The organism is Actinomadura montaniterrae (genome assembly GCF_008923365.1).
In the GTDB taxonomy this organism is placed as follows: domain Bacteria; phylum Actinomycetota; class Actinomycetes; order Streptosporangiales; family Streptosporangiaceae; genus Spirillospora; species Spirillospora montaniterrae.
In genome coordinates this window covers 64,052-84,064 of the sequence record NZ_WBMR01000017.1, presented here as the reverse complement: position 1 = coordinate 84,064, position 20,013 = coordinate 64,052, and the positions used below count along the sequence as shown (strand labels likewise).

Genomic DNA, 20,013 nt, shown 5'->3' with positions numbered 1-20,013 from the left:
CGCCCACCGGCATCACGTTCGTCGGCTACGAGAACCCGCCGGGCGTCACCACCGAGCAGCGGGTCGAGCACTTCGTCCGGAGCGACCGCGGCGACTGGTACAACCACGTCAACCTGACCGCGCACGATCGCGGCGGCCATTTCATCCCGTGGGAGATCCCGGAGGAGTGGGTCGCCGACCTCCGCCGCACGTTCCGCGGCCGCCGCTGACCCGGGTGTGAAAGTTCCGTGTGATCGGCGGACGGCATTCTTCTGGATTCTGGAGGAAATGATGGGTGTGCTGGACGGCAAGGTGGCGGTCGTGACCGGCGGCACCAGTGGTATCGGAGCGGCCACGGCCGAATCCCTGATCAGAGCGGGCGCACGCGTCGTGTTGGCGGGCCGGCGACGGCACCGGGGAGAGGCGATGGCGGCTCGGCTCGGAGCGGCCGCCGACTTCGTGGCCACCGACGTCTCTGCCGAGTCGCAGGTGAGAGAGTTGATCGCGCACACCGTCGAACGCTTCGGACGCTTGGACTGCCTTGTCAACAACGCCGGTGACGGTGGTTCGCCGGCAAGTGTCCAGACTCTTGACCTGGAAGGCCTTCGGCGCATGTTCGACGTGCACGTGCTCGGGGCGGCCGCGGGCATAAAATGTGCCGCGCCGATCATGATAGAGCAGGGAGCGGGCAGCATCATCAATATCGGCGGCATCAGCGGGCGGCTCGCGGGTTGGTCGACGATGGAGCATTCCACGGTCAAGGCGGCGCTGCTTCATTTCACCCGCTGTGCCGCGGCGGAGCTCGGTGACTACGGTGTCCGGGTCAACACCGTTTCTCCTGGCCCGGTCTCCGCGGGCGCAGCCGCCGAATCCCCTGGCGTAGATGCGGACCGGGCCGATGACGATTCGAATGTCCTTCGGCGTGCCCTCTCTCCCCGTGGGCCTGCAACCTCGCGGCCGTTCCAGCGTTCGGGGGCACCCCGGGACGTCGCTTCGGCCATCCTTTGGCTGGCCAATGACGCTTCGTCCTTCGTCAACGGCCACGATCTCGTCGTGGACGGAGGCGTGGGCGTAGGACGCCCCGCCGGCGATGTGGCCACTGGAGCCGCGGCGATCAACCAACTTCTCGCATCGTCCTAGAGCGGAGGCGGTTCCGTGATTTCCGAGCCATTTCATCAGGTCAGAGTCGATGACATAGATATCGCCTATGCGGAATCCGGTGCGGGCGAACCGCTGGTACTACTGCACGGCGGAGAAAATAGTCGCGAACAATTCGATGGCTTCCGTCTGGTGCTGGGAAGCGGAATCAGGGCCATCGCTTTCGACCAGCGTGACACCGGTGGCACTCGCAATGGATCCGACTCATACGACATGGTCCGGCTCGCCCAGGACTGCGCAGGGTTCATAGCGGCACTGGGGATCGAACGCGCTCACGTGCTGGGCGTCTCCTATGGCGGAATGATCGCCATGCAGTTGGCGATCCATCATCCGCGCCGTGTCGCTTCCCTCATTCTGTCGGGGACAACGCCGAGCCGGACGATGATCGAAAACCTTAGTGAGCGCATCTTGGCGCTGGGGCCGGAGGTGCGCGCGCAGCACATGCTCGACCTCGTGCTCAGTCCCGAGGCCCAAGCCCGCGCCCCGGAACTCGTCAGCGAGGCGAGGCGCACCTTGGCCCGTCGTTCCGAAGACGGCGCCGCGCGGCGATTGAAGGCGTTGCACGACCACGACTGCCGTTCCCGCCTCGGGGAGATCACCGCTCCCACTCTCGTCCTGCATGGTGCCGATGACCTCATCATCGATCAACGGGTCGCGGAGTACACCGCATCGGAGATCCCAGGTGCGGGTCTGGTCGTACTCCCGCACATCCGTCATGGCATCACATTGGAGGCTGGCGAACAGGCCGCACGCCTCACTCGTGAGTTCGTCTTGAACCACCCCACCGGTGCGCCGACCGGAGAGTCAGGGCCGGCCGCACGAACCGATGCCTTTCTGCTCGAGGCTTGACGCCTCGTTGCGAGACCGTCCCTTAAAGCCCGTCAGCGGGCTGCGGCGCACCGGGCCGTCTGGTGCAGGTAACGCCTGAAGCGATCCAGGACCTTCGGGTCGTCGACATGCCGGCGGGTGCCGTCGGCGCCGACGTAACCGCCTCTGACGAAGCCGCTGATCGTCCAAGTCGTCTGCCAGGTGAACAACTCTGGATCCTTTGCATCGTCAATGGCCTCAGCCACCTTCTCAGTCAGCATGGCGACCGGAGGCCTGCCGTACTGCATCTCCAGGTCGGGGAAGTCGATGGCGTCGGACATCCACCGATGGATCCAGATGGATTGCAGGTCGCGATGTTCCAGGGCCCAGTCGAGGATGCGGTCGATCAGGCGTATCAGACCGTCTGCGTCCGGGGTGAAGGTGGCCACCACCGGGGCGAGGAACTCCATCCGCTCACGGGTCAGCCATTCTATGACGGCCAGGTATATGCCGCGCTTGCCCCCGTAGGCGTCGCGGACCATGGTGGTGTCGACGCCACAGGCGTTCGCGATGAACTCCGTCGTGACCTGGTCGTATCCCAATTCGGAGAACAGTCGGGCGGCGACGACCAGTACATCCTCCGGGATCTGGCCACCGGCCACCTTCGGTGGCTGCTCAGCCACTTCGCTACCTCCTTCATTGCGAGTGATCTCTCTTGTCGGGAGCATGCCCCGCGCCTCGGCGGCCACACTCCGCCCACGCTGAGGAGGCGTCCGGGCCCGTGAACTGCGGGGCCACCGTGCGGTGATCGACATACGGACCCTGCGGGGCCCACTCGCCTGAAGCGCTGATGTACTAACCATCTTAGTTGATACATCAGTCACGGTAACTGGTACAGTGAATAGGTGCACGATATCCATGACCCGTTCCCCGGGATGCCGCACATCCCCGCCCTGCTCCTCGTCGGTCAGGAGGAGGCAGGCCTCGACCGCACAGGCCAGGCATACAGGGCGATCAGGCGTCAGATCATCGATCTGACGCTGCCGCCCGGTAGCGGCTTCACTGAGGCGTCGCTCGCGCAGAAATGGCAGATCAGCAAGACGCCGGTGCGTGAGGCGCTCGCGCGGTTGAGGCGTGACGGGCTCGTGCAGGCACTGCCGCGGGCAGGGTACGTCGTCAGTCCGGTCACCCTCCAGGACACCGACGATCTTTGTGCCATGAGGACCGTGCTCTCCGGCGAAGCCGCTGCCGCCGCTGCGCGCAAAGGCATCCAGGCGCCGGCGCTCGAGCGGCTCGAGGCGCTGTCCAAGGTGCCCTCCGCGCTGGCGGCCGGCGACGTGGGACTCGAGGAGTCACTCCGCGCCGGGATCGAGTTCGAGGCCATCATTGTCAACTCCAGTGGCAACAACCGTTTCGCCAAGGTGATCGTCGATGTACTCGACGAGCTGGAGCGGGTGCTGCGGATGGCCGCCTTGATCGAGCCTGAGATCGCGAGCCCACCCGGGGAAATGGAGAGCATCTTCGAACGACTGCGCGCGCGGGACGCGGACGGCGCCAACGAGGCCATGCGCCGGCGGTGCGAGCGCGTGCGTCACGACGTCCTCCAAGTCCTGGCGAAGAGCGCCTCCGTCAGCAGGGCGCACATCGAGATGCCGACATCTGCGCACCCGCCGGCCTGACGCGTCGGCGGACTTCGTTAGCCGCCTGCCTGAGGGCTAGGCCATAGCACGAGCAATCATGACCGGAGTCGGGCGCTCTGCCGCCCTGCCGCCCTGCGGCTGTTCCTCCAAATCGATGGTCGCCCGGCTCCTGGAACCGCGTCCGGAGAGGCGTGCCCCGGCTTGATGGTCCGGTGAGGCAGGCTCCCTCGAAGCAGCACAACTTCGCGCGGTCAGCCTCGCGGGGCCCTGCTGGAGTACGAAGCCCCCAAGCCCCGGTAGGACCCCGGCTGGCGGATAGTTGAGATATTTGAGTCTGGACAATGAGATCTCAGTGACTTAGATTGCCACGACAAGCTCGCCGTCCAGATCAAGGAGGTAGCGAGATGCGCCGAGCCATCGTCCTGCCGGCCATAGGGATCCTCGGGTTGACCATGGCCGCCGGCTGCGGCGGACATGACATGGGGGCCTCGTCCGCGAAGGCCAAACCGCTGGACGGGCCGATCGTCATCGGGATGGCGGTCGCGCGCTCCGGCTTCGCCGCCTCCTACGACCTCGGGCCCTCTCGCGGCGCCGAGCTCGCCGTGGCGGACATCAACGCCCGCGGCGGCGTCCTGGGCCACCGCCTTGAACTCAAGTACGGCGACACGAAATCCGACCGGGCGCTGGGCACCACCGTGGGAATCGACCTGCTGTCGCACGGAGCGGAGGTCATGCTCGTCACGTGCGACTTCGACCTGGGAAGTCCTGCGGCCATTGCGGCGACCAGCAAGAACGTCGTGGCGGTGTCGCCCTGTGCAGGCTCCTCACAGTTCGGCGTTCCCACGCTGGGACCGCTTGCGTACTCCTTGGGCACCATGAGCGCGGCCGGCGCGACGAACGTCGCCCAGTTCGCCTACGACCGGGGTTACAGGAAGGCGTATCTCTGGCGCGACCCGAGTGTCACGCACACGAAGGAGACCTGCTCCGCATTCGAGTCGAGGTTCGGCTCCCAACCGCAGGCCAAGGTGGTCGGTAGCGACACGATCCAGCAGAAGGACACGTCGTTCGCCGGTCAGATCGCGCGCCTGCGCAAGTCCGGCGCCGATGTACTCGAGTTGTGCAGCTACAACCCGGGGGCGGCCACGGCGCTGCGCCAGCTTCGAGCGGCGGGGGTCGACATCCCTGTGACGTCGCACGTGGGCATGGACGGCGACTACTGGCTGAAAGGCGTCCCGAACCTCAAGAACTTCTACTACGACGCCTTCGGGTCGCTGTACGGCGATGATCCGCGGGCGTCCGTGAACGATTTCTTCTCGCGCTACAAGGCGAAGTTCGGCGAGCCCGCGGTCACCTCCTTCGCGCTCACCGGCTACGCGACGATCCAGGTGATCGCCAAGGCGATCGAGACGGCGCAGACCACCGACGGTGCCGCGCTGGCGAAGGCGATCGATGGCCTGGGGTCGTACGAGACGATCGCCGGCCCCACGGGCTTCGGCGCGAAGCAGCACATCGTGACCGGCCGTCCCGCGGTGATCATGGGCGTCGAGGGAGGCCGGGGCAAGCCGGTCGCCACGTACGCCGGCGGCCGCAAGACCGCGGAAGGGTGAGCCGGATGCCTCCGCTGCTCAGCACGAGCCACGTCACCGTGCGCTTCGCGGGACTGTGCGCGCTGGACGACGTCGGCCTCGAACTCGGCCAGAGCGAGATCCTCGGGCTCATCGGGCCGAATGGGGCGGGGAAGACGACGCTCCTCAACGTCCTGTCGGGCTTCCAGCGCCCCACCACGGGCGAGGTCGAGTTCGACGACCGCCGCATCACCGGCTGGGACGTCCCTCGCCGGGCGAGGGCGGGCATCAGCCGGACGTTCCAGGACGTCGGGCTGTTCCCGCACATGACCGTGCTCGAGAACTGCGAGGCGGCGGTGATCGGCTGCGGCGGGAAGTGGGCGGCCGCGTACACGCGTGCGAGTCAGGCGCTCGAGTGGCTCGACCTGGTTCAGTACGCCAACGTTCTCGCCCGCGACCTGCCGTACGGGATACAGAGGAGGGTCGGCATGGCGCGGGGCCTGACCGCCCGTCCGAAAGTGCTCCTGCTCGACGAGCCGGCGGCGGGACTGAACGACGACGAGAGCGCCGCGATGGCACGGACCGTGCGGCGGATCCACGAGGAGATCGGCTGCGGGATCATCGTGATCGAGCACGACGTGCCCGTGATCCTCGGCCTCTGCGATCGCGTGCACGTCCTCGATCACGGCGTCACGCTGCGGGTCGGCACCCCCGACGAGATCCGGGCCGATCCGGAGGTCGTTTCCGCATATCTGGGTGCGGAGGCGATGGAATGACACTGCTCGAGGTTTCCGGCCTGTACGTCTCCTACGGGCCGATCGACGCTGTGAGGGGCGCGTCGATCAGCGTCGAACGAGGCGACGTGGTCGCGATCGTCGGTCCGAACGGAGCCGGCAAGTCCAGCATCCTGCAGGCGATTCAAGGACTGGTGCGGGTACGGGCCGGATCGGTCCGCTGGCGCGGCACGGACATCACGGGCTGGGCGCCCGAGCGCCGGGCGAGGGCGGGCATCGCGTTCGTCCCGGAATCGCGCGGCGTGTTCCGCACGCTGTCGATCGGGGAGAACCTCCGTCTCGCCGGTTGTGCGCTCGCCGCGGACGTCGACGTCTCCGAGCGCGTACGGCTGGCCCTGCGGTACTTTCCCGCGCTGACCGATCGCCTCTCCGAGCGGGCCGCAGTGCTGTCGGGCGGCGAGCGCCAGCAGCTCGCCATCGGCCGGGCGCTGGTGGCCGCGCCCGAGTTGCTGATCCTCGACGAGCCTTCGCTCGGGCTCGCCCCGGTGGTGCTCGACGAGCTGTTCGCCGGCCTCGCCAGGCTGCGCGACGAGGGCTGGACGATCCTCCTCGTCGAGCAGAACGTCGCGCGCGCGGTAAAGCTGGCCGACCATCTGTTCTCGCTGCGCGGAGGCGTGATCGAGCGTGTGAGCGACCCCGGCGAGCTGCTGCGGAACCCCTCGTTCCGGGCCAAGCACCTGGGCCTGGGGTGAGCGCGGTGGCCCAGAATCTCATCAACGCGCTCAGCCTCGGCAGCCTCTACGCCTTGATCGCACTCGGGGTCGCCCTGCTGTTCAGCATCATGGGACTGATCAACTTCGCGCACGGCGAGCTCATCATGATCGGGGGATACGCGCTGCTCTGGTTCGCCGGGCTGCCGTTCGCCGTGACGGCCGTGCTCGTCGTGGGCGTCGTCATCGGGTGCGCGCTCGCGATGGAACGGGCCGCCTTCCGCTCCGTGCGAGGGGCGACCGGGGAGACCTTGCTGATGACCTCCTTCGCCCTCAGCCTCCTCGTCCAAGGCGGCGCGCTGCTGTTCGAGGGTGCCGACCCGAAGAGCGTCGATGTGCTCGGGAGCCTTGGTGCGAGCGTGGAGGTGGCCGGAGTGTCCGTCGGCAAGCTCGATATCGCGATCATCGGTGTCACGGCGGTGCTCTTGCTGGGGCTCGCATGGTTTCTGCGCGCGACGTCGCTCGGCGTCCAGATGCGCGCCGCCGCCGAGGACTTCGGGATGGCTCGCGCGCTGGGAGTGCGCGCCAACCTCGTCGTCGCCGCCGCGTTCGGAATGAGCGGCGCGTTCGCGGCGATCGCGGCGATCTTCCTGGTCGCGAGCACAGGTGCCCTCACGCCGGCCATGGGCTTGAAACCGGTGCTCGTCGGCTTCGTCGCGATCGTGCTCGGTGGGCTCGGTCGCCTGTGGGCCGCTGCTCTCGGTGCGTACGTGCTCGCCCTGCTCTCCGTGATGCTTCAGGCCTATCTGCCCGATGGCGTGGCCCCGTACCGGGACGCCTTGGTGTACTTCGGGATCGTCGTGATCCTCATGTTCCGGCCGCACGGCATCGCGGGCCGCCCCGGGGCGGTGCGCGTATGAAGAGCCCGCGCACCTCTCGGCTCGCGCGCTGCGCCCCTGCCATCATCTGCACACTGCTGGTCCTCGCGGTCAGCGGTCTGGCCGAGGCAGGCTCGCAGACGACGCAGCGGACGGCCACGCAGATGCTCATCATGGGCATCATCACCGTCGGCACATACATCTTCGTCGGCAACTCGGGCATGCTGTCCTTCGGTCACGTCGTGTTCGTCGCCGTCGGCGCCTACACCACCGCGCTGTTGACCATGCCTCACAGCCTGAAGCAGGCACTGCTGCCCGCGCTTCCGGACTGGCTCGCGGAGATCGAACTCGGTCTGCCCGAGGCGCTGCTCGTCTCCGGCCTGCTCTCCCTTCTGGTCGGAGCGGTCTTCGCGCTGCTGGTCCTGCGCCTGGACGGGATGGCGGCCGGCATCGCGAGCCTGGCGCTGCTCATCAGCGTCAACGTGGTGATCAGCAACTGGGACGCGGTGACGCGAGGCTCGCAGGGAATTGTGGGGATCCCGGCCGACCTCACCATCGGCACCACGGTCCCCTGGATGATCGGTGCGATCGCCGTCGCCCTGGCCTACCAGTTGAGCCGGTCCGGCTTCCGGCTGCGCGCCTCCAGTGAGGATCCCATCGCCGCCGCCGCACTGGGGGTGCGCATCCGGCGGGATCGCTCGATCGCGCTCCTCATCAGCGCGTTCGTGTGCGGTTTCGGCGGTGGCCTGTACGCCCGTTTCCTCGGAGCGCTGACGCCGGGTGACGTCTACCTGCAGCTGACGCTGCTGACGCTGCTCATGCTGATCGTCGGTGGAATCCGAAGTTTGAGCGGGGCCGTCATCGGGACGCTCTTCATCTCCGTGCTGGCCGAGTTGCTGCGCAGGGTGGAGGCGGGGGGCGAGTTCGGCCCGGTCGGGCTCCAGCCGCATCCGGGTGTTCAGCAATTGATCCTCGCCCTGACGCTACTGCTGACCCTGCTCCTCCGGCCCGGCGGTATCACCGCCGGTCGCGAACTCGGCTTCGCGGTCCCCGGCTGGGGCCGCAGCAGCCGAAGGGGCCCCAGCGAGCCGAGTCCGGATCCGTCCGGCCTGGTGGTGGAGGGTGGGAACGGCCTGGACGATGCCGGACAGGCTGCTCCGCCCCGGCGCGATCCGGTCTAGGTCTTCGGAGTACCGCAGCGACCTGACACCCCAGTGCCGGGGTCGCTCTTGAAACCCAAAAGAACATCAACGGAGCTTACTGATATCTCAGAAGCTCTTATTCTGATCCCAGTTCCTTGTTCAGTGAAGGAGATCTCCGTGCCTCCCAACCACGATCCTCGACCGGCCGGCTGGCGGGTCGGCGCCGACATCGGCGGCACCTTCACCGACGTCATCGCGCTGGGTCCGGCCGGCGAGGTCGTTCCGATGAAGGTCCTGTCCACCCCGCTGGACTACGGCGCGGGCGTGGTCGCGGCGACGAAATCCGTGCTCTCCTCTGCCGCCGCCGAGCCCGCGGCCGTGACCGCGATGCTGCACGGCACGACCGTGGCGACCAACACGATCCTGTCGATGAGCGGCGTCCGCACCGCTGTGGTCACGACCAGCGGTTTCCGCGACGTGCTGGAGCTCGGGCGCCTGCGGCGGCCGGTGCTGTACGACCTCTCCTGGTCCAAGCCCGAGCCCCTCGCCCGTCGCCGGAACCGCTACGAAGTCGGCCAGCGGATCACGGCCGACGGACGTCTCGAGCCGCCGGCCAGTGAAGACGAGGTCCGCGCGGTGGCGGTGCGGCTCCGCAGGGACGGGATCCAAGCGGTGGCCGTGTGTCTCATCAACTCCTACGTCCGGCCCGATGAAGAGCGGCGGGTCGCCGAGTTGCTGCGTGCCGAACTGCCCGGGGTCTACGTCACGGCCTCGGTCGATGTCTCTCCGCAGGCGCACGAGTTCGAGCGCACGAGCACTGCGACGGTCAACGCCTACATCGGTCCGGCGGTCTACGGCTACCTCACCCGTCTCGAGGCGGGGCTGCGGGCGGCGAAGGTGAGCGCTCCGTTGCTGGTCATGCAGTCCAGCGGGGGACTGCTCGACGCGGCTTCGGTCGCGCAACGGCCCGTGCAGATCATCGAGTCCGGTCCGGCGGCCGGTGTCACCGCCGTGCAGAAGCTCGCGCAGCTGATGGGGCTGCCCACCGTGGTCGCGTTCGACATGGGCGGCACCACGGCGAAGGCGTCGCTGATCGAGGGCGGCGAGCCGTTCGTCGCGGCCGAGTACGAGGTCGGTGGTGGCATGAACATCGCCCGTGGCCTCGGTTCCGGCGCCGGGTATCCGGTGCGGGCGCCGTCGATCGACATCGCCGAGGTCGGCTCAGGAGGCGGCAGCATCATCTCTGTCGATGCGGCGGGCGCGCTCCATGTGGGTCCTGCCAGTGCGGGATCGCGCCCCGGGCCCGCCTGCTATGGCCAGGGCGGTGAACTGCCGACCCTGACCGATGCCAACGTGACACTGGGATACCTCAGCCCGCAGGCCCTTGCCGGTGGCCGCGTGGCGATCCACCCCGACCTGGCGGCGAAGGCGCTGTCGTCGGTCGCCGAGCGGCTCGGTGGTGACGTGCCGGGTACCGCGCGCGGCGCGTACCAGGTGGCCGTGTCGAGCATGACGACCGCGGTCAAGGCCGTGACAAGCGAACGCGGCCGCGATCCGCGTGAGGCCACCATGGTCGCATTCGGCGGCGCCGGACCCCTGTACGCTGCCGCGCTGGCCCGTGAGCTGGGCATCTCGACCGTGATCGTGCCGGTGTACCCGGGGCTGTTCAGCAGCCTGGGCCTTCTCGTCGCCGACACCGAACGCCACGAGCTCACCCCCTTCCGGCAGGAGTTCGCCGACGTGGGCGCACTCGCCGGCGAGTTCGAGCGGCTGGCCACGAAGGTGAGCGCGGAACTGGGGGAGAACGCCGTCGTGGATCGGCTGCTGGACATGCGCTACCGCGGTCAGCGATTCGAACTACGCATCCGGGTGCCGGACGGCGACCTTACCGACGACCTGCTCACCGAGACGCGGGCGCTGTTCCACGCCGAGCACAAGCGCACCTATGGCCGGGCCGGTACGGACGAGTTGGTGGAGCTGGTCAACCTCCGGGTACGCGGCCGGCTGCCCACCCCGGTATCCATCGCGGACGTGCTGGACCTCCCCGGCGCCACGGACCAGGAGCGCGCGACCCGCGACTGCCGATTCGCCGAGACCGTGTCCACTCCCGTGATGGGACGGTCCGCCCTCGGACCCGAACCCGTCGACGGACCGATGGTCATCGAGGACATGGACGCCACCACCCTCGTCCCACCCGGCGCGCGGGCACACCGCGACCGGTTCGGCAACATCGTCATCACCTGGAGTGCCGCATGATCCGCGACGCCGTGACCTTCGAGGTCTTCCGTAATGCCGTCACGGGACTCGCCGATGAGATGGCGATCACGATCCTGCGCACGGCGCACTCGCAGCTCGTCGCGTCCAGCATGGACTTCTCCGCCGCCCTGTGCGACGCCCAGGGCCGGGTGATCGCCCAGGCCAACACCCTCCCGGTGCACCTGGGCTCCATCCCGGCCGCGATGGAGGCGATCTTCGACGAGTTCGGCGGCGACATCATCCCGGGTGACGTCTACCTGCTCAACGACCCGTCCCTCGGCGGCATGCATCTCCCGGACATCTTCGCGGTCGCCCCGGTGTTCGCCGGGGAGGCCCTTCTGGGCTTCTCGGTCACAGTCGTCAACCACACCGATGTCGGAGGCTGGGCGGCCGGTTCCATGGCCGTGCAGTCGACGAGCATCTTCGCTGAAGGGGTGCAGATCCCCCCATCACGGCTGATCGAGGCCGGCGTCGTGAACCAGACGTTCCTGCAGTTGATCCTGCGTAACGTCCGCGAACCCGAACTGCTGCGCGGCGACCTCGAATCCCAGCTGGCGGCCTGTCACACCGGGTCCGAAGGTCTGCGCGCCCTCGCGGCGCGGCACGGCGTGGAAGGGCTCGCCGACCTCGTCGACGAGTTGCTCGACTACTCCGAGACCCTGTTCCGCGCCGCGCTCGCCGAAGCGGTCCCGGGCACCTACGAGTTCACCGACCACATCGACGACGACGGTCTCGGCTCCGGGCCGATCCCGATCCGGGTGAAGGTCACCCTCTCGGAGGCCGGGATCGAGCTGGACTTCACCGGGTCGGCACCGCAGGTCGGCTCGGCCTTGAACGCGACGGACTCGTTCACCCGCTCCGCCGCCTACGCCGCCCTGCAGGGAGTGCTCGCCTCGGACATCCCGGCCAACAGCGGCTTCTACCGGCCGTTCTCCTTCGTCATCCCCGAGGCCTCGATCCTCAACGGGCAGCGGCCCTCCGCGCGCGGGGCCCGCGGCCTCGTCGGCTTCCGGATCATCGATGCGGTGCTCGGGGCTCTCGCGCCGGTGTTCCCCGACCGGGTCCCCGCCGCGGGAGACGGCGGGCCCGACGGGATCGCGATCGGGCTCGTCGGCCCGGACGGTGAATCGGTCGTGCTGTGGGACGCCCTGTCCGGAGCGTGGGGCGCCCGTCCCGACCGCGACGGCGTGGACGGGATCAGCTCGCTGGGCGCCAACCTGACCAACACCCCGGTCGAGGAGCTGGAACGCTCCGGTCACCTGCGCATCGACGGTTACGGCTATCTGCCGGATTCCGGTGGAGCGGGCCGCTGGCGCGGTGGGCTGGCGACCTTCCGGGACATGACCATGCTGGCCCCGGAGGCCAGCGTGCAGATCCGGTCCGACCGGCGCAAGTTCCTGCCGTACGGGCTGGCCGGCGGTGCGCAGGGGACGCCCTCGCTCAACGTGCTCGACCGCGGCGGGCCGGATGAACGCGTGCTCGAGTCCAAACCGCACTTCGTCATGACCGCGGGGACCCGCCATCGGCACGTGACTGCGGGCGGGGGCGGGCACGGCAGCCCCTTCGAGCGCACCCCGGAACGCGTCCGCGAAGACGTCCTCGACGGCAAGGTGACCCGCCTGGGCGCCGAACGGGACTACGGCGTCGTGATCACGGAGGCCGGTGCGATCGACGCGAGCGCCACCACCGCGCTGCGCGGCAAGGTGCGTTCCGCAACCTCACAGCGAAGGGACGGGAGCCCGTCATGACCACCGCACTGATCATCGGAGACGTCCAGCAGGGCATCACGGGCGGCTACCCGTTCGCTCGGCGGGTCGTGCCGCCGCTCACCGAACTGCTTCCGCGCGCTCGCGCCGCCGGTGCGCTCGTCGCCTTCGTGCACTTCGCCTTCCGCCCCAACGGAACCGACGTGCCGCCGGGCAACGCGATGCTCAGATCGTTCTACGAAGCCGGGGACGCCTTCCACGAGGGGGCGGCCGGAACGGAGATCGATCTGCCGGTCGCCGAAGAGGACGTCGTCGTGCTGAAGCGCCGCGCCAGTGCGTTCGCCGGCACGGACCTCGACCTCGTCCTTCGCGCGCGCGGGGTCGACACGCTCGCGGTCGCCGGAGTCGCGACCAGCGCGATGGTCGCCGCGACGTGCTACGACGCGGCGGATCGCGGCTACCGGGTGGCGGTCCTGCGCGACGGCTGTGCCGACGGTGACCAGGCGATGCACGACTTCTTCATGGACGCCGTCTTCCCCAGCCGCGGGTTCGAGGTCGTGACCTGCGCTGATTGGGACGGAGGGCGGAAAGCGTGAACGCCGCCCTGCAGGACCGGCTCAGGTCGGAGCTCGACGCGCGCAGGGCGGCCGCCGGGCTGCGCCGCGACCTGGTGGTGTCGGGTCCCCAGGGGCCGACGGTCGGCATGGACGGCGAGACCCTGGTGAACCTCGCCGCCAATGACTATCTCGGGCTCGCCGCTGCCCCAGAGGTTCTCGAATCCGCCCGGCGGGCGTTGCGCGGCATGGGGCTGGGGGTCAGCGCGGGACGCGTGCTCTGCGGGTCCCGGGAGATCCACGGCGAGCTCGAGGCGGGCATCGCGGAGCTGGTCGGGGCCGAGGACGCCGTGCTCTACACCTCGTGCTTCGACGCCAACCTCGGCGTCTTCGACGCCCTGCTCGGCCAGGAGGACGTGGTTTTCAGCGACGCGCTCAACCACGCGAGCCTGATCGACGGCATGCGCCTGGCCTCGGCGCGGCGGCACGTCTTCGCGCACGCCGACCTCGACGATCTCGAGCGCCTCCTCGCCGGCAGCGCGGACGCCCGCAACCGCGTCATCGTCACCGACGGCGTGTTCAGCATGGACGGCGAGATCGCCGCGCTGCCCCGGCTCCGCGAGCTGGCGCGGCGCTACGACGCGGCGCTGATGGTCGACGACTCGCACGCCACGGGCGTGCTGGGCCCGACCGGTGCGGGCACGGCCGAGCGCTTCGGACTGCATGGCGGCGTCGACGTGCTGACCGGGACGCTCGGCAAGGCGCTGGGCGCGGCTGGGGGCTTCGTCGCCGGAGACCGCGCGGTCGTGGAGACACTGCGCCAGGTCTCCCGGCCGTACGTCTTCACCAACGCCATGGCTCCGCCGCTGGCCGCCGCGGCTCTGACCGCGATCCGCCTCGTGCGGGAACGGCCGGAGCTGCGGGAGCGCCTGGCCGCCAACACCGCCTGGTTGCGCGCGGCGTTGCGCGATCTCGGCTACAAGGTGCTGCCGGGCGATCATCCGATCATCCCCGTGATGCTGCCCGGCGGCACGGCGGCCCGTGACGTGGCCTCCGCTGTGCGCCGCGACGGTGTCCTCGCCTTCGCCCTTTCGCACCCGGTCGTCCCGGTGGGGGAGGAGCGGATCCGGGTGCAGGTCTCGGCGGCGCACACCATCGACCAGCTCGAACTCGCCGCAGCCGCCTTCGGCCGCGCACGCGCCGTTCTGGCCGGCTCATGAGCAGCGGTCAGGGGCTCCGGGCCCCCACCTCAGCCGATGGCGGCGAGCTCGAGGGCCGGGTCGCGGTCGTGACCGGCGGCGCGAGCGGCATGGGCCTGGCGACCGTGCACGCACTGGCCCGCCGCGGGGCGATCGTCGCGGTCTTCGACCCCGCGGCTCCCGGCGGCGCCGACCTGGCGGCGAGGCTGGAGGTGCCGGCCGAGCGCGTCCGCTCGGCCGCGGTGGACGTCACCAACGGCGAAGAGGTCGGCCAGGCGTTCGCCGCACTGCTGAAGGAGCGGTCGCGGCTGGACATCCTTGTCAACGCCGCGGGCATCGCGCCGCCGACCGCGGTCGAGGACATCACCGATGACGAGTGGCGCCGCGTGCTGGCGGTCAACATCGACGGAACGTTCCTCTGCTGTCGCCGGGCGATTCCCGCGATGCGAAGCGGCGGATGGGGGCGGATCGTCAACTTCTCCTCCACGGCGGGCAAGACCATCAGCACGGCAGGTGGTGCCCACTACACGACGGCGAAGCACGGCGTCCTCGGGCTCACCCGGCATCTGGCGAAGGCTTTCGGCCCCGACGGGATCACGGTGAACGCCGTCTGCCCCGGCCTCATCGACACGCCGATGGCCCGGGGGCTGCTGCCCGAGGGCTCGCTCGACCAGGTCACCCGGTCGTTCCCGGTGCCCCGCGTCGGGCGGCCCTGGGAGGTCGCGGAGCTCGTGGCGTTCCTCGCGTCCGACCGGGCCGCCTACATCACGGGCGCGGCCGTCGACATCAACGGCGGCGACTTGATCGTCTGACGCCGCGGTGAGCAGGAGAGATGAGAGACCCCGAGGGTGCGGAGCAGCGTGAAGGCCTGTCCGCGCCCCTAGGAGAAGGTGAGTAGGCAGTGAGCACAGTGACAGTCCCTACGATCGGTCACCGAATTGGCGGCGGCGAGGTCGTCGGCGAGTCGAGCCGCACCGCTCCGGTGTGGAATCCTGCGACCGGTGAGCGTCAGGCCGACGTGCTCCTGGCCGGGGCGGCCGAGGTCGACGCCGCGGTGCGGGCGGCGCGTGCCGCCCTGCCGTACTGGGCCGACACTTCCGTCATGCGCCGGTCGCGGCTGATGTTCGCCTTTCGCGACCTCGTCGAGAAGCATCTCGACGAACTCGCCTGGATCGTGACCGCCGAGCACGGCAAGGTTCTCGAGGACGCCAAAGCGGAGGTCGCCCGCGGCATCGAGGTGATCGACTTCGCCTGCGGGATCCCGCACCTGCTCAAGGGCGAGTACTCCGACCAGGTCTCCACCGGCGTCGACCTCTTCTCGTTCCGCCAGCCGCTCGGCGTCTGCGCTGGGATCACACCGTTCAACTTCCCCGCGATGGTCCCGTTGTGGATGCACCCGATCGCGATCGCGACCGGCAACACGTTCGTCCTCAAGCCCTCCGAGCGCGACCCGTCGGTGTGCAACCTGGTCGCCGAGCTCTACGCGGAGGCCGGCCTGCCTGACGGCGTCTTCAACGTCGTGCACGGCGACAAGGTCGCGGTCGACGCGATCCTCGACCACCCGGACATCGCGGCGGTGTCGTTCGTCGGCTCGACGCCGATCGCGCAGTACGTGCACGAGCGTGCGACCGCGAGCGGCAAGCGCGTGCAGGCGCTCGGCGGCGCCAAGAACCACGCCGTTGTCCTCTCCGACGCCGACCTCGACCGCGCCGCCGACCATCTGGTCGCGGCCGCGTACGGCTCAGCGGGCCAGCGCTGCATGGCGATCTCCGTGGCGGTCGCGGTCGGCGACGTGGCCGAGCCGCTCGTCGAGCGCATGCGAGAGAGGGCGACGGCGATCAAGGTCGGGCCGGGCTGGGAGGCCGGATCCGAGATGGGCCCGGTCGTGACGCCCGAGGCGCTCCAGCGGATCAGGGGCTACATCGGCTCCGGCGTCGACGCGGGGGCCCGGCTCGTGGTCGATGGGCGCGAACTCGACGTCCGGAGCGGCGGCTTCTTCGTGGGCCCGACGCTGTTCGACCAGGTCACACCTGACATGGACGTCTACCGGGACGAGATCTTCGGTCCCGTTCTCCTCGTCGTACGCGTCGGCTCGCTCGAGGAGGCGATCGACCTCATCAACGACAACACCTATGCCAACGGCACGGCGATCTTCACCTCCAGTGGGCAGGCGGCGCGCGTCTTCCAGCGCCGCGTGCACGTGGGGATGGTCGGCGTCAACGTCCCGATCCCCGTGCCCATGGCGTTCCACTCGTTCGGCGGCTGGAAGCACTCGCTCTTCGGCGCCCATCACATCCACGGCCCCGAGGGCGTCGCGTTCTACACACGCGCTAAGGCCGTCACTACCCGCTGGTATGAGGAGGGGGAGGGCGGCTCGCACGAGCGCGGCCACCTCCACTTCCCGGTGGCTGACTGACCGGATGCTCTGTACCGCCGGCTCGGCCCCGCGAATCGGGCCGGCGGCAGGGGCACGCCGTCTTGGCCGCCGGGAACGCGGCGGCCTTCAGTTCCTCGCGCGGGCTCACACGCCAGATAGGAGCGTCTGCCAGCGCAAGGTTCTGACAACAGTTCAGCAGGAACAAAGATATCTTTTTTATTAATTAATATATCAATATGCGAGGGCCGTGCATATGCGATCGACTTCAGATGTCCGGGTGCTGCCCGCCGCGAAGGACCTTCCGCTCATGGGTGCGATGGCCACGCGCGAACGCGCGGCGCAAAGCGCCCGCGACGGCGTACAAGTCCTCCCACTCATAGGCGCGCCGATCCTTCCCTTGCCCGAGCACGTGCGGCGGGCGGTCGCACACGCGATGGAGCAGCCCGACCCGCGGGACAGCCGCGGGCTCCCGGAACTACGAGCGGCGATCGCCGATGAGCTCGGGCGTGAGCACGGCTTGCGCGTCGATCCCGACCGCCGTCTGCTGATCACTCACGGAGCGATGCACGGCCTCTCGCTCGTCCTTCGCACGGTGCTCGCAGCGGGCGACGAGGTGATCGTGCCGACTCCGACCTTCTTCTTCGACGGCGCCATCCGCGAGGCCGGCGCGACGCCGGCGTACGTCCCTTCCCGCGAGTCCGATGGATGGAAAATCGACCTCGCCGGGTTGGAGGCCGCCGTCACCCCTCGCAGCCGTGCCGTGCTCCTGTGCAACCCGAACAACCCGACGGGCCAGCTGCCGGACGCAGCGACGATCTCGGCGGTGGTCGACATTGCCGCACGGCACGGCCTCGTCGTGATCTCCGACGACTCGTGGCGGCACTTCGCCTTCGATGGCCGCCACTACCAGCCGGTGGAGGCCTTCGCCGATCGCTGGCCACACATCGTCACGGTCATGAGCCTCAGCAAGTACTACGCGCTCGCGAGCTGGCGGATGGGTTACGTCCTGGCGCCGCCACCGGTCATCGACGCCCTCGAACACCGCCTGCAGTGGGAAGCGGTCTGCTGCGGGATGGTCCCGCAGAGCGCCGCGGCCGCCGCCCTGACGGGCCCGCGCGACTGGCTGGACAAGGCGCTCTCCACCTACCAGGCGAAGCGCGACCTCGTATGCGACGGAATCGCCGCCGCCGGCCTTCCCGCGCCCGTGAGACCTGAGGCCGGCGCCTTCCTGCTGGTCGACTGCTCCCGCCTCGGGGCCACGCCGGCCGACATCGACCGCGCCCTCCTGCGCAACGGCATCGCCACGGTCCGCGGCGCCGACATGCACGCGCCGGATACACACGTCCGCCTCACGTTCGGCTCGGACGAGCAACTGCTCCGCGAACTGCTCCGCCGCCTGGCCAGGACCTGCCAGGAGTCCGCGGCGGACCGGTCATGACCCGAGGAAGGCGGTAGCCGCCGCTCGACGCCCGGCCGGCTCGCTCCTCTACCCGCACAACCGAGCCGTACATCACCGCCTGCGGCATCGTGGGAGCGCACGCGCGACCTGATCCCGTGAGGGACGGCAGAACGCCGGGTTGCCCGGTAGGCCGTGTCCGGGACAGTAGGAAGTGGGATCGCCACCCAACCGGTCCCAGTTCCGGTCCCTGTTCCCTCGATTCGACGCCTCGCCGGTCGAGGGAACAGGGACACCTGGCTGGGGACTCCAAGCCGGCAGGCGGCTCGCCGCGGCCGGGGACGCGGTCGGCCTTCGTCAAGCTTCTGCAGGACGTCACGGTCATCGGCAACCTCTCTCGCCGCGTCTACGGCCCAAGCACGGCGAGGGCGGCTATTGGCGTCGAGGGGGCATGGCAAAAGACGGCCGTGAGGAACTTGCGCTCACGGCGTTCGGCGGGACCGTTCAAAGAGAACAAAGATGTCTTGGATGGTGGAGTGACCGCATTGTACCCCAGAACACAAAGCAACGGCCCCTTGCCGCCCAGGCAGGTCCCGCAGAACATCATCCGGCACCTCCAGCAGCGACGGGAACACTGGTTGTGCTGGTATGGGAACGCGTCCGGCCATTACTGGGCGATGACTCGCAACGGATCGGCGATCCTGGTCGAGGGAAAAAGCCCAGAAGAGTTGCTCGACGAGATGAATCGCGTTGACAAGGCTCGAGGAGACAACCTTCTCGCGCGGGTTTGAGCGACTGAGCGGCCATAAGTTTCGGGAATAGAAGATCGACATGTTCTCCCCTTCGGGATTGTAGTCGAGCGCAAGGAGTTGTCATGCCGACGTGGACGCACTACCTCGTTCCGGGCGTGTTCTTGTTCGCCTTGGCGTTGACATACTTCGCCTACCTGTTCCAGTCGCTGGCCCGGCGTCCGCGCCGTCGCGCCGGCGGCCTCGCCGGATCGGCGAACCGGCCGCCGGGGGTTGGAACGGGTTGGCCTCCGGCGGACCGGACGCTTCCGCGCTCGCCCGTCGAACAACGTCCGGGACGTTGAAGTGTGCGCGCTGGGCAGGACGCCGGAGATGGAGACGCGGGCGGCGAGAGGCATGCAGGCCCCCGAAGCCAAGTGTGACCAGGGGGAGCTGCTAGCAGGCGGCATCGAGCAACGGCTCGTCATCGGAGCATGGCGGGTGACGATGCACTGGCCCGCCCCTATTGCCGGGGGCCCTCGGGAGTTGACGATCAGACCGGATCCGGAGGCCTCACCGGAATCGCTTGAGCACGGCATTGCGGCAGGTGTGCTGAGAGCGATCCCCCTCCCACGGATCACCAGAGAAGTCATGGCGATGTTCCGGTCGATGGAAAGGACCTCGGAGGAAGGCCCTTCTTTCGAAAAGATCGAGAGGATGATCGGTCGAATCTCGAACGCCGCCGAATCCAACCCCCGGCCGGGGCGCGCGGGTCGGTCGCTCGAGTTCTTCGCGCGGGTCGCGGCCGTCTACTCGTGGTATGTCGATCGCGGCTACCCCGACCCTGTCCGCAAGCTGGCGCAGAGTTGCGGTTGCAAGTGGCGGATAGCGGCAAACTGGGTCCGCCTCGCCAGGAAGAAGGGGCTGCTCACCTCTGTGCCTTCTGGGCGACCCGGGGGAATGCTCACCGACGAGGCGAAACTGGTACTGGGTCCTGAGTATCACCGTTCCCACGAAGTGATCTCTGGCGATAACAGATCTTCCTAGTGGGACACTATAAAACCCGGTATGGGGACATCCCGTCCACCGCCTGCACGGGCCTTCCGCTCCGTTGCCACGGCGGGCCATTCGCGTTATCGCGGACGCTGAAGGGGTTCCCCTTCGAGTGGCATCGCTAGGTTTTC

General features: G+C 68.8%; 18 protein-coding genes and 1 pseudogene. 17 read left to right on the top strand and 2 right to left on the bottom strand.

Going from position 1 to position 20,013, the window contains the following annotated elements:
- The 3 genes and pseudogenes from F9B16_RS09275 to F9B16_RS09265 all read left to right on the top strand — a co-directional run.
- Positions 1–209: pseudogene (locus F9B16_RS09275) on the top strand (epoxide hydrolase); the annotation flags it as partial.
- 58 nt (positions 210–267) lie between these two features.
- Entirely contained in the window at positions 268–1,119 is an 852-nt protein-coding gene (locus F9B16_RS09270) for an SDR family NAD(P)-dependent oxidoreductase (RefSeq protein WP_225991491.1), read from the top strand.
- 15 nt (positions 1,120–1,134) lie between these two features.
- On the top strand, positions 1,135–1,986 hold the full coding sequence (locus F9B16_RS09265) for an alpha/beta fold hydrolase (protein ID WP_151539583.1): 852 nt from the start codon (positions 1,135–1,137) through the stop codon (positions 1,984–1,986).
- A gap of 32 nt (positions 1,987–2,018) precedes the next feature.
- On the opposite strand, the gene F9B16_RS09260 is transcribed toward F9B16_RS09265, so the two are convergent.
- A complete protein-coding gene (locus tag F9B16_RS09260) occupies positions 2,019–2,627 on the bottom strand; it encodes a TetR/AcrR family transcriptional regulator (RefSeq protein WP_192808684.1) in 609 nt (202 codons plus the stop codon).
- 222 nt (positions 2,628–2,849) lie between these two features.
- Between F9B16_RS09260 and F9B16_RS09255 the strand changes: the two genes are divergently transcribed.
- The 13 genes from F9B16_RS09255 (at position 2,850) to F9B16_RS09195 (ending at position 18,143) form a co-directional block, all read left to right on the top strand.
- Complete coding sequence (locus F9B16_RS09255) at positions 2,850–3,623, top strand: GntR family transcriptional regulator (protein WP_225991490.1); 774 nt, start codon at positions 2,850–2,852, stop codon at positions 3,621–3,623.
- A 365-nt stretch (positions 3,624–3,988) separates the two neighbouring features.
- Entirely contained in the window at positions 3,989–5,191 is a 1,203-nt protein-coding gene (locus F9B16_RS09250; protein WP_151539581.1) for an ABC transporter substrate-binding protein, read from the top strand.
- Positions 5,192–5,196: 5 nt separating this feature from the next.
- Complete coding sequence (locus F9B16_RS09245) at positions 5,197–5,925, top strand: ABC transporter ATP-binding protein (protein WP_151539580.1); 729 nt, start codon at positions 5,197–5,199, stop codon at positions 5,923–5,925.
- On the top strand, positions 5,922–6,635 hold the full coding sequence (locus F9B16_RS09240; RefSeq protein WP_151539579.1) for an ABC transporter ATP-binding protein: 714 nt from the start codon (positions 5,922–5,924) through the stop codon (positions 6,633–6,635). Before F9B16_RS09245 ends, F9B16_RS09240 begins: the two co-directional genes overlap by 4 nt.
- Positions 6,636–6,640: 5 nt before the next feature.
- Positions 6,641–7,513, top strand: a complete 873-nt coding sequence (locus F9B16_RS09235) for a branched-chain amino acid ABC transporter permease (RefSeq protein WP_225991489.1) — start codon at positions 6,641–6,643, stop codon at positions 7,511–7,513.
- Positions 7,510–8,652: a branched-chain amino acid ABC transporter permease gene (locus tag F9B16_RS09230; protein ID WP_151539577.1), complete on the top strand. Its 1,143-nt coding sequence runs from the start codon at positions 7,510–7,512 to the stop codon at positions 8,650–8,652. The genes F9B16_RS09235 and F9B16_RS09230 overlap by 4 nt, the downstream gene beginning before the upstream one ends.
- A 138-nt stretch (positions 8,653–8,790) precedes the next feature.
- Positions 8,791–10,869: a hydantoinase/oxoprolinase family protein gene (locus tag F9B16_RS09225; RefSeq protein ID WP_151539576.1), complete on the top strand. Its 2,079-nt coding sequence runs from the start codon at positions 8,791–8,793 to the stop codon at positions 10,867–10,869.
- Positions 10,866–12,617, top strand: a complete 1,752-nt coding sequence (locus F9B16_RS09220; protein WP_151539575.1) for a hydantoinase B/oxoprolinase family protein — start codon at positions 10,866–10,868, stop codon at positions 12,615–12,617. Before F9B16_RS09225 ends, F9B16_RS09220 begins: the two co-directional genes overlap by 4 nt.
- The gene (locus F9B16_RS09215; protein WP_151539574.1) at positions 12,614–13,171 is read left to right on the top strand and encodes a cysteine hydrolase family protein; all 558 of its coding nucleotides are present in this window, start codon (positions 12,614–12,616) and stop codon (positions 13,169–13,171) included. The genes F9B16_RS09220 and F9B16_RS09215 overlap by 4 nt, the downstream gene beginning before the upstream one ends.
- Positions 13,168–14,349: a glycine C-acetyltransferase gene (locus F9B16_RS09210; protein WP_151539573.1), complete on the top strand. Its 1,182-nt coding sequence runs from the start codon at positions 13,168–13,170 to the stop codon at positions 14,347–14,349. The genes F9B16_RS09215 and F9B16_RS09210 overlap by 4 nt, the downstream gene beginning before the upstream one ends.
- On the top strand, positions 14,346–15,140 hold the full coding sequence (locus F9B16_RS09205) for an SDR family NAD(P)-dependent oxidoreductase (protein ID WP_151539572.1): 795 nt from the start codon (positions 14,346–14,348) through the stop codon (positions 15,138–15,140). Before F9B16_RS09210 ends, F9B16_RS09205 begins: the two co-directional genes overlap by 4 nt.
- A gap of 98 nt (positions 15,141–15,238) precedes the next feature.
- Complete coding sequence (locus F9B16_RS09200) at positions 15,239–16,744, top strand: CoA-acylating methylmalonate-semialdehyde dehydrogenase (protein ID WP_151539589.1); 1,506 nt, start codon at positions 15,239–15,241, stop codon at positions 16,742–16,744.
- Positions 16,745–16,982: 238 nt separating this feature from the next.
- A complete protein-coding gene (locus F9B16_RS09195; protein ID WP_225991488.1) occupies positions 16,983–18,143 on the top strand; it encodes a pyridoxal phosphate-dependent aminotransferase in 1,161 nt (386 codons plus the stop codon).
- A 440-nt stretch (positions 18,144–18,583) separates the two neighbouring features.
- Here the strand turns inward: F9B16_RS09195 and F9B16_RS50750 are convergent, their stop codons facing one another.
- Positions 18,584–18,934, bottom strand: coding sequence for a hypothetical protein (locus F9B16_RS50750; protein WP_192808683.1), 351 nt, complete (start codon positions 18,932–18,934; stop codon positions 18,584–18,586).
- A gap of 288 nt (positions 18,935–19,222) precedes the next feature.
- Here F9B16_RS50750 and F9B16_RS09190 point away from each other — a divergent pair, with 288 nt between their 5' ends.
- Entirely contained in the window at positions 19,223–19,876 is a 654-nt protein-coding gene (locus F9B16_RS09190) for a hypothetical protein (protein WP_151539571.1), read from the top strand.
- The last annotated feature ends 137 nt before the right edge of the window (positions 19,877–20,013 follow it).

Excerpts from the sequence above, each read along its gene's own strand:
- F9B16_RS09270 (WP_225991491.1), top strand. The coding sequence starts at position 268 with ATGATGGGTGTGCTGGACGGCAAGGTGGCGGTCGTGACCGGCGGCACC.
- F9B16_RS09250 (WP_151539581.1), top strand. The coding sequence starts at position 3,989 with ATGCGCCGAGCCATCGTCCTGCCGGCCATAGGGATCCTCGGGTTGACC.
- F9B16_RS09245 (WP_151539580.1), top strand. The coding sequence starts at position 5,197 with ATGCCTCCGCTGCTCAGCACGAGCCACGTCACCGTGCGCTTCGCGGGA.
- F9B16_RS09240 (WP_151539579.1), top strand. The coding sequence starts at position 5,922 with ATGACACTGCTCGAGGTTTCCGGCCTGTACGTCTCCTACGGGCCGATC.
- F9B16_RS09230 (WP_151539577.1), top strand. The coding sequence starts at position 7,510 with ATGAAGAGCCCGCGCACCTCTCGGCTCGCGCGCTGCGCCCCTGCCATC.
- F9B16_RS09220 (WP_151539575.1), top strand. The coding sequence starts at position 10,866 with ATGATCCGCGACGCCGTGACCTTCGAGGTCTTCCGTAATGCCGTCACG.
- F9B16_RS09215 (WP_151539574.1), top strand. The coding sequence starts at position 12,614 with ATGACCACCGCACTGATCATCGGAGACGTCCAGCAGGGCATCACGGGC.
- F9B16_RS09205 (WP_151539572.1), top strand. The coding sequence starts at position 14,346 with ATGAGCAGCGGTCAGGGGCTCCGGGCCCCCACCTCAGCCGATGGCGGC.
- F9B16_RS50750 (WP_192808683.1), bottom strand. The coding sequence starts at position 18,934 with ATGTCGATCTTCTATTCCCGAAACTTATGGCCGCTCAGTCGCTCAAAC.
- F9B16_RS09190 (WP_151539571.1), top strand. The coding sequence starts at position 19,223 with ATGGAGACGCGGGCGGCGAGAGGCATGCAGGCCCCCGAAGCCAAGTGT.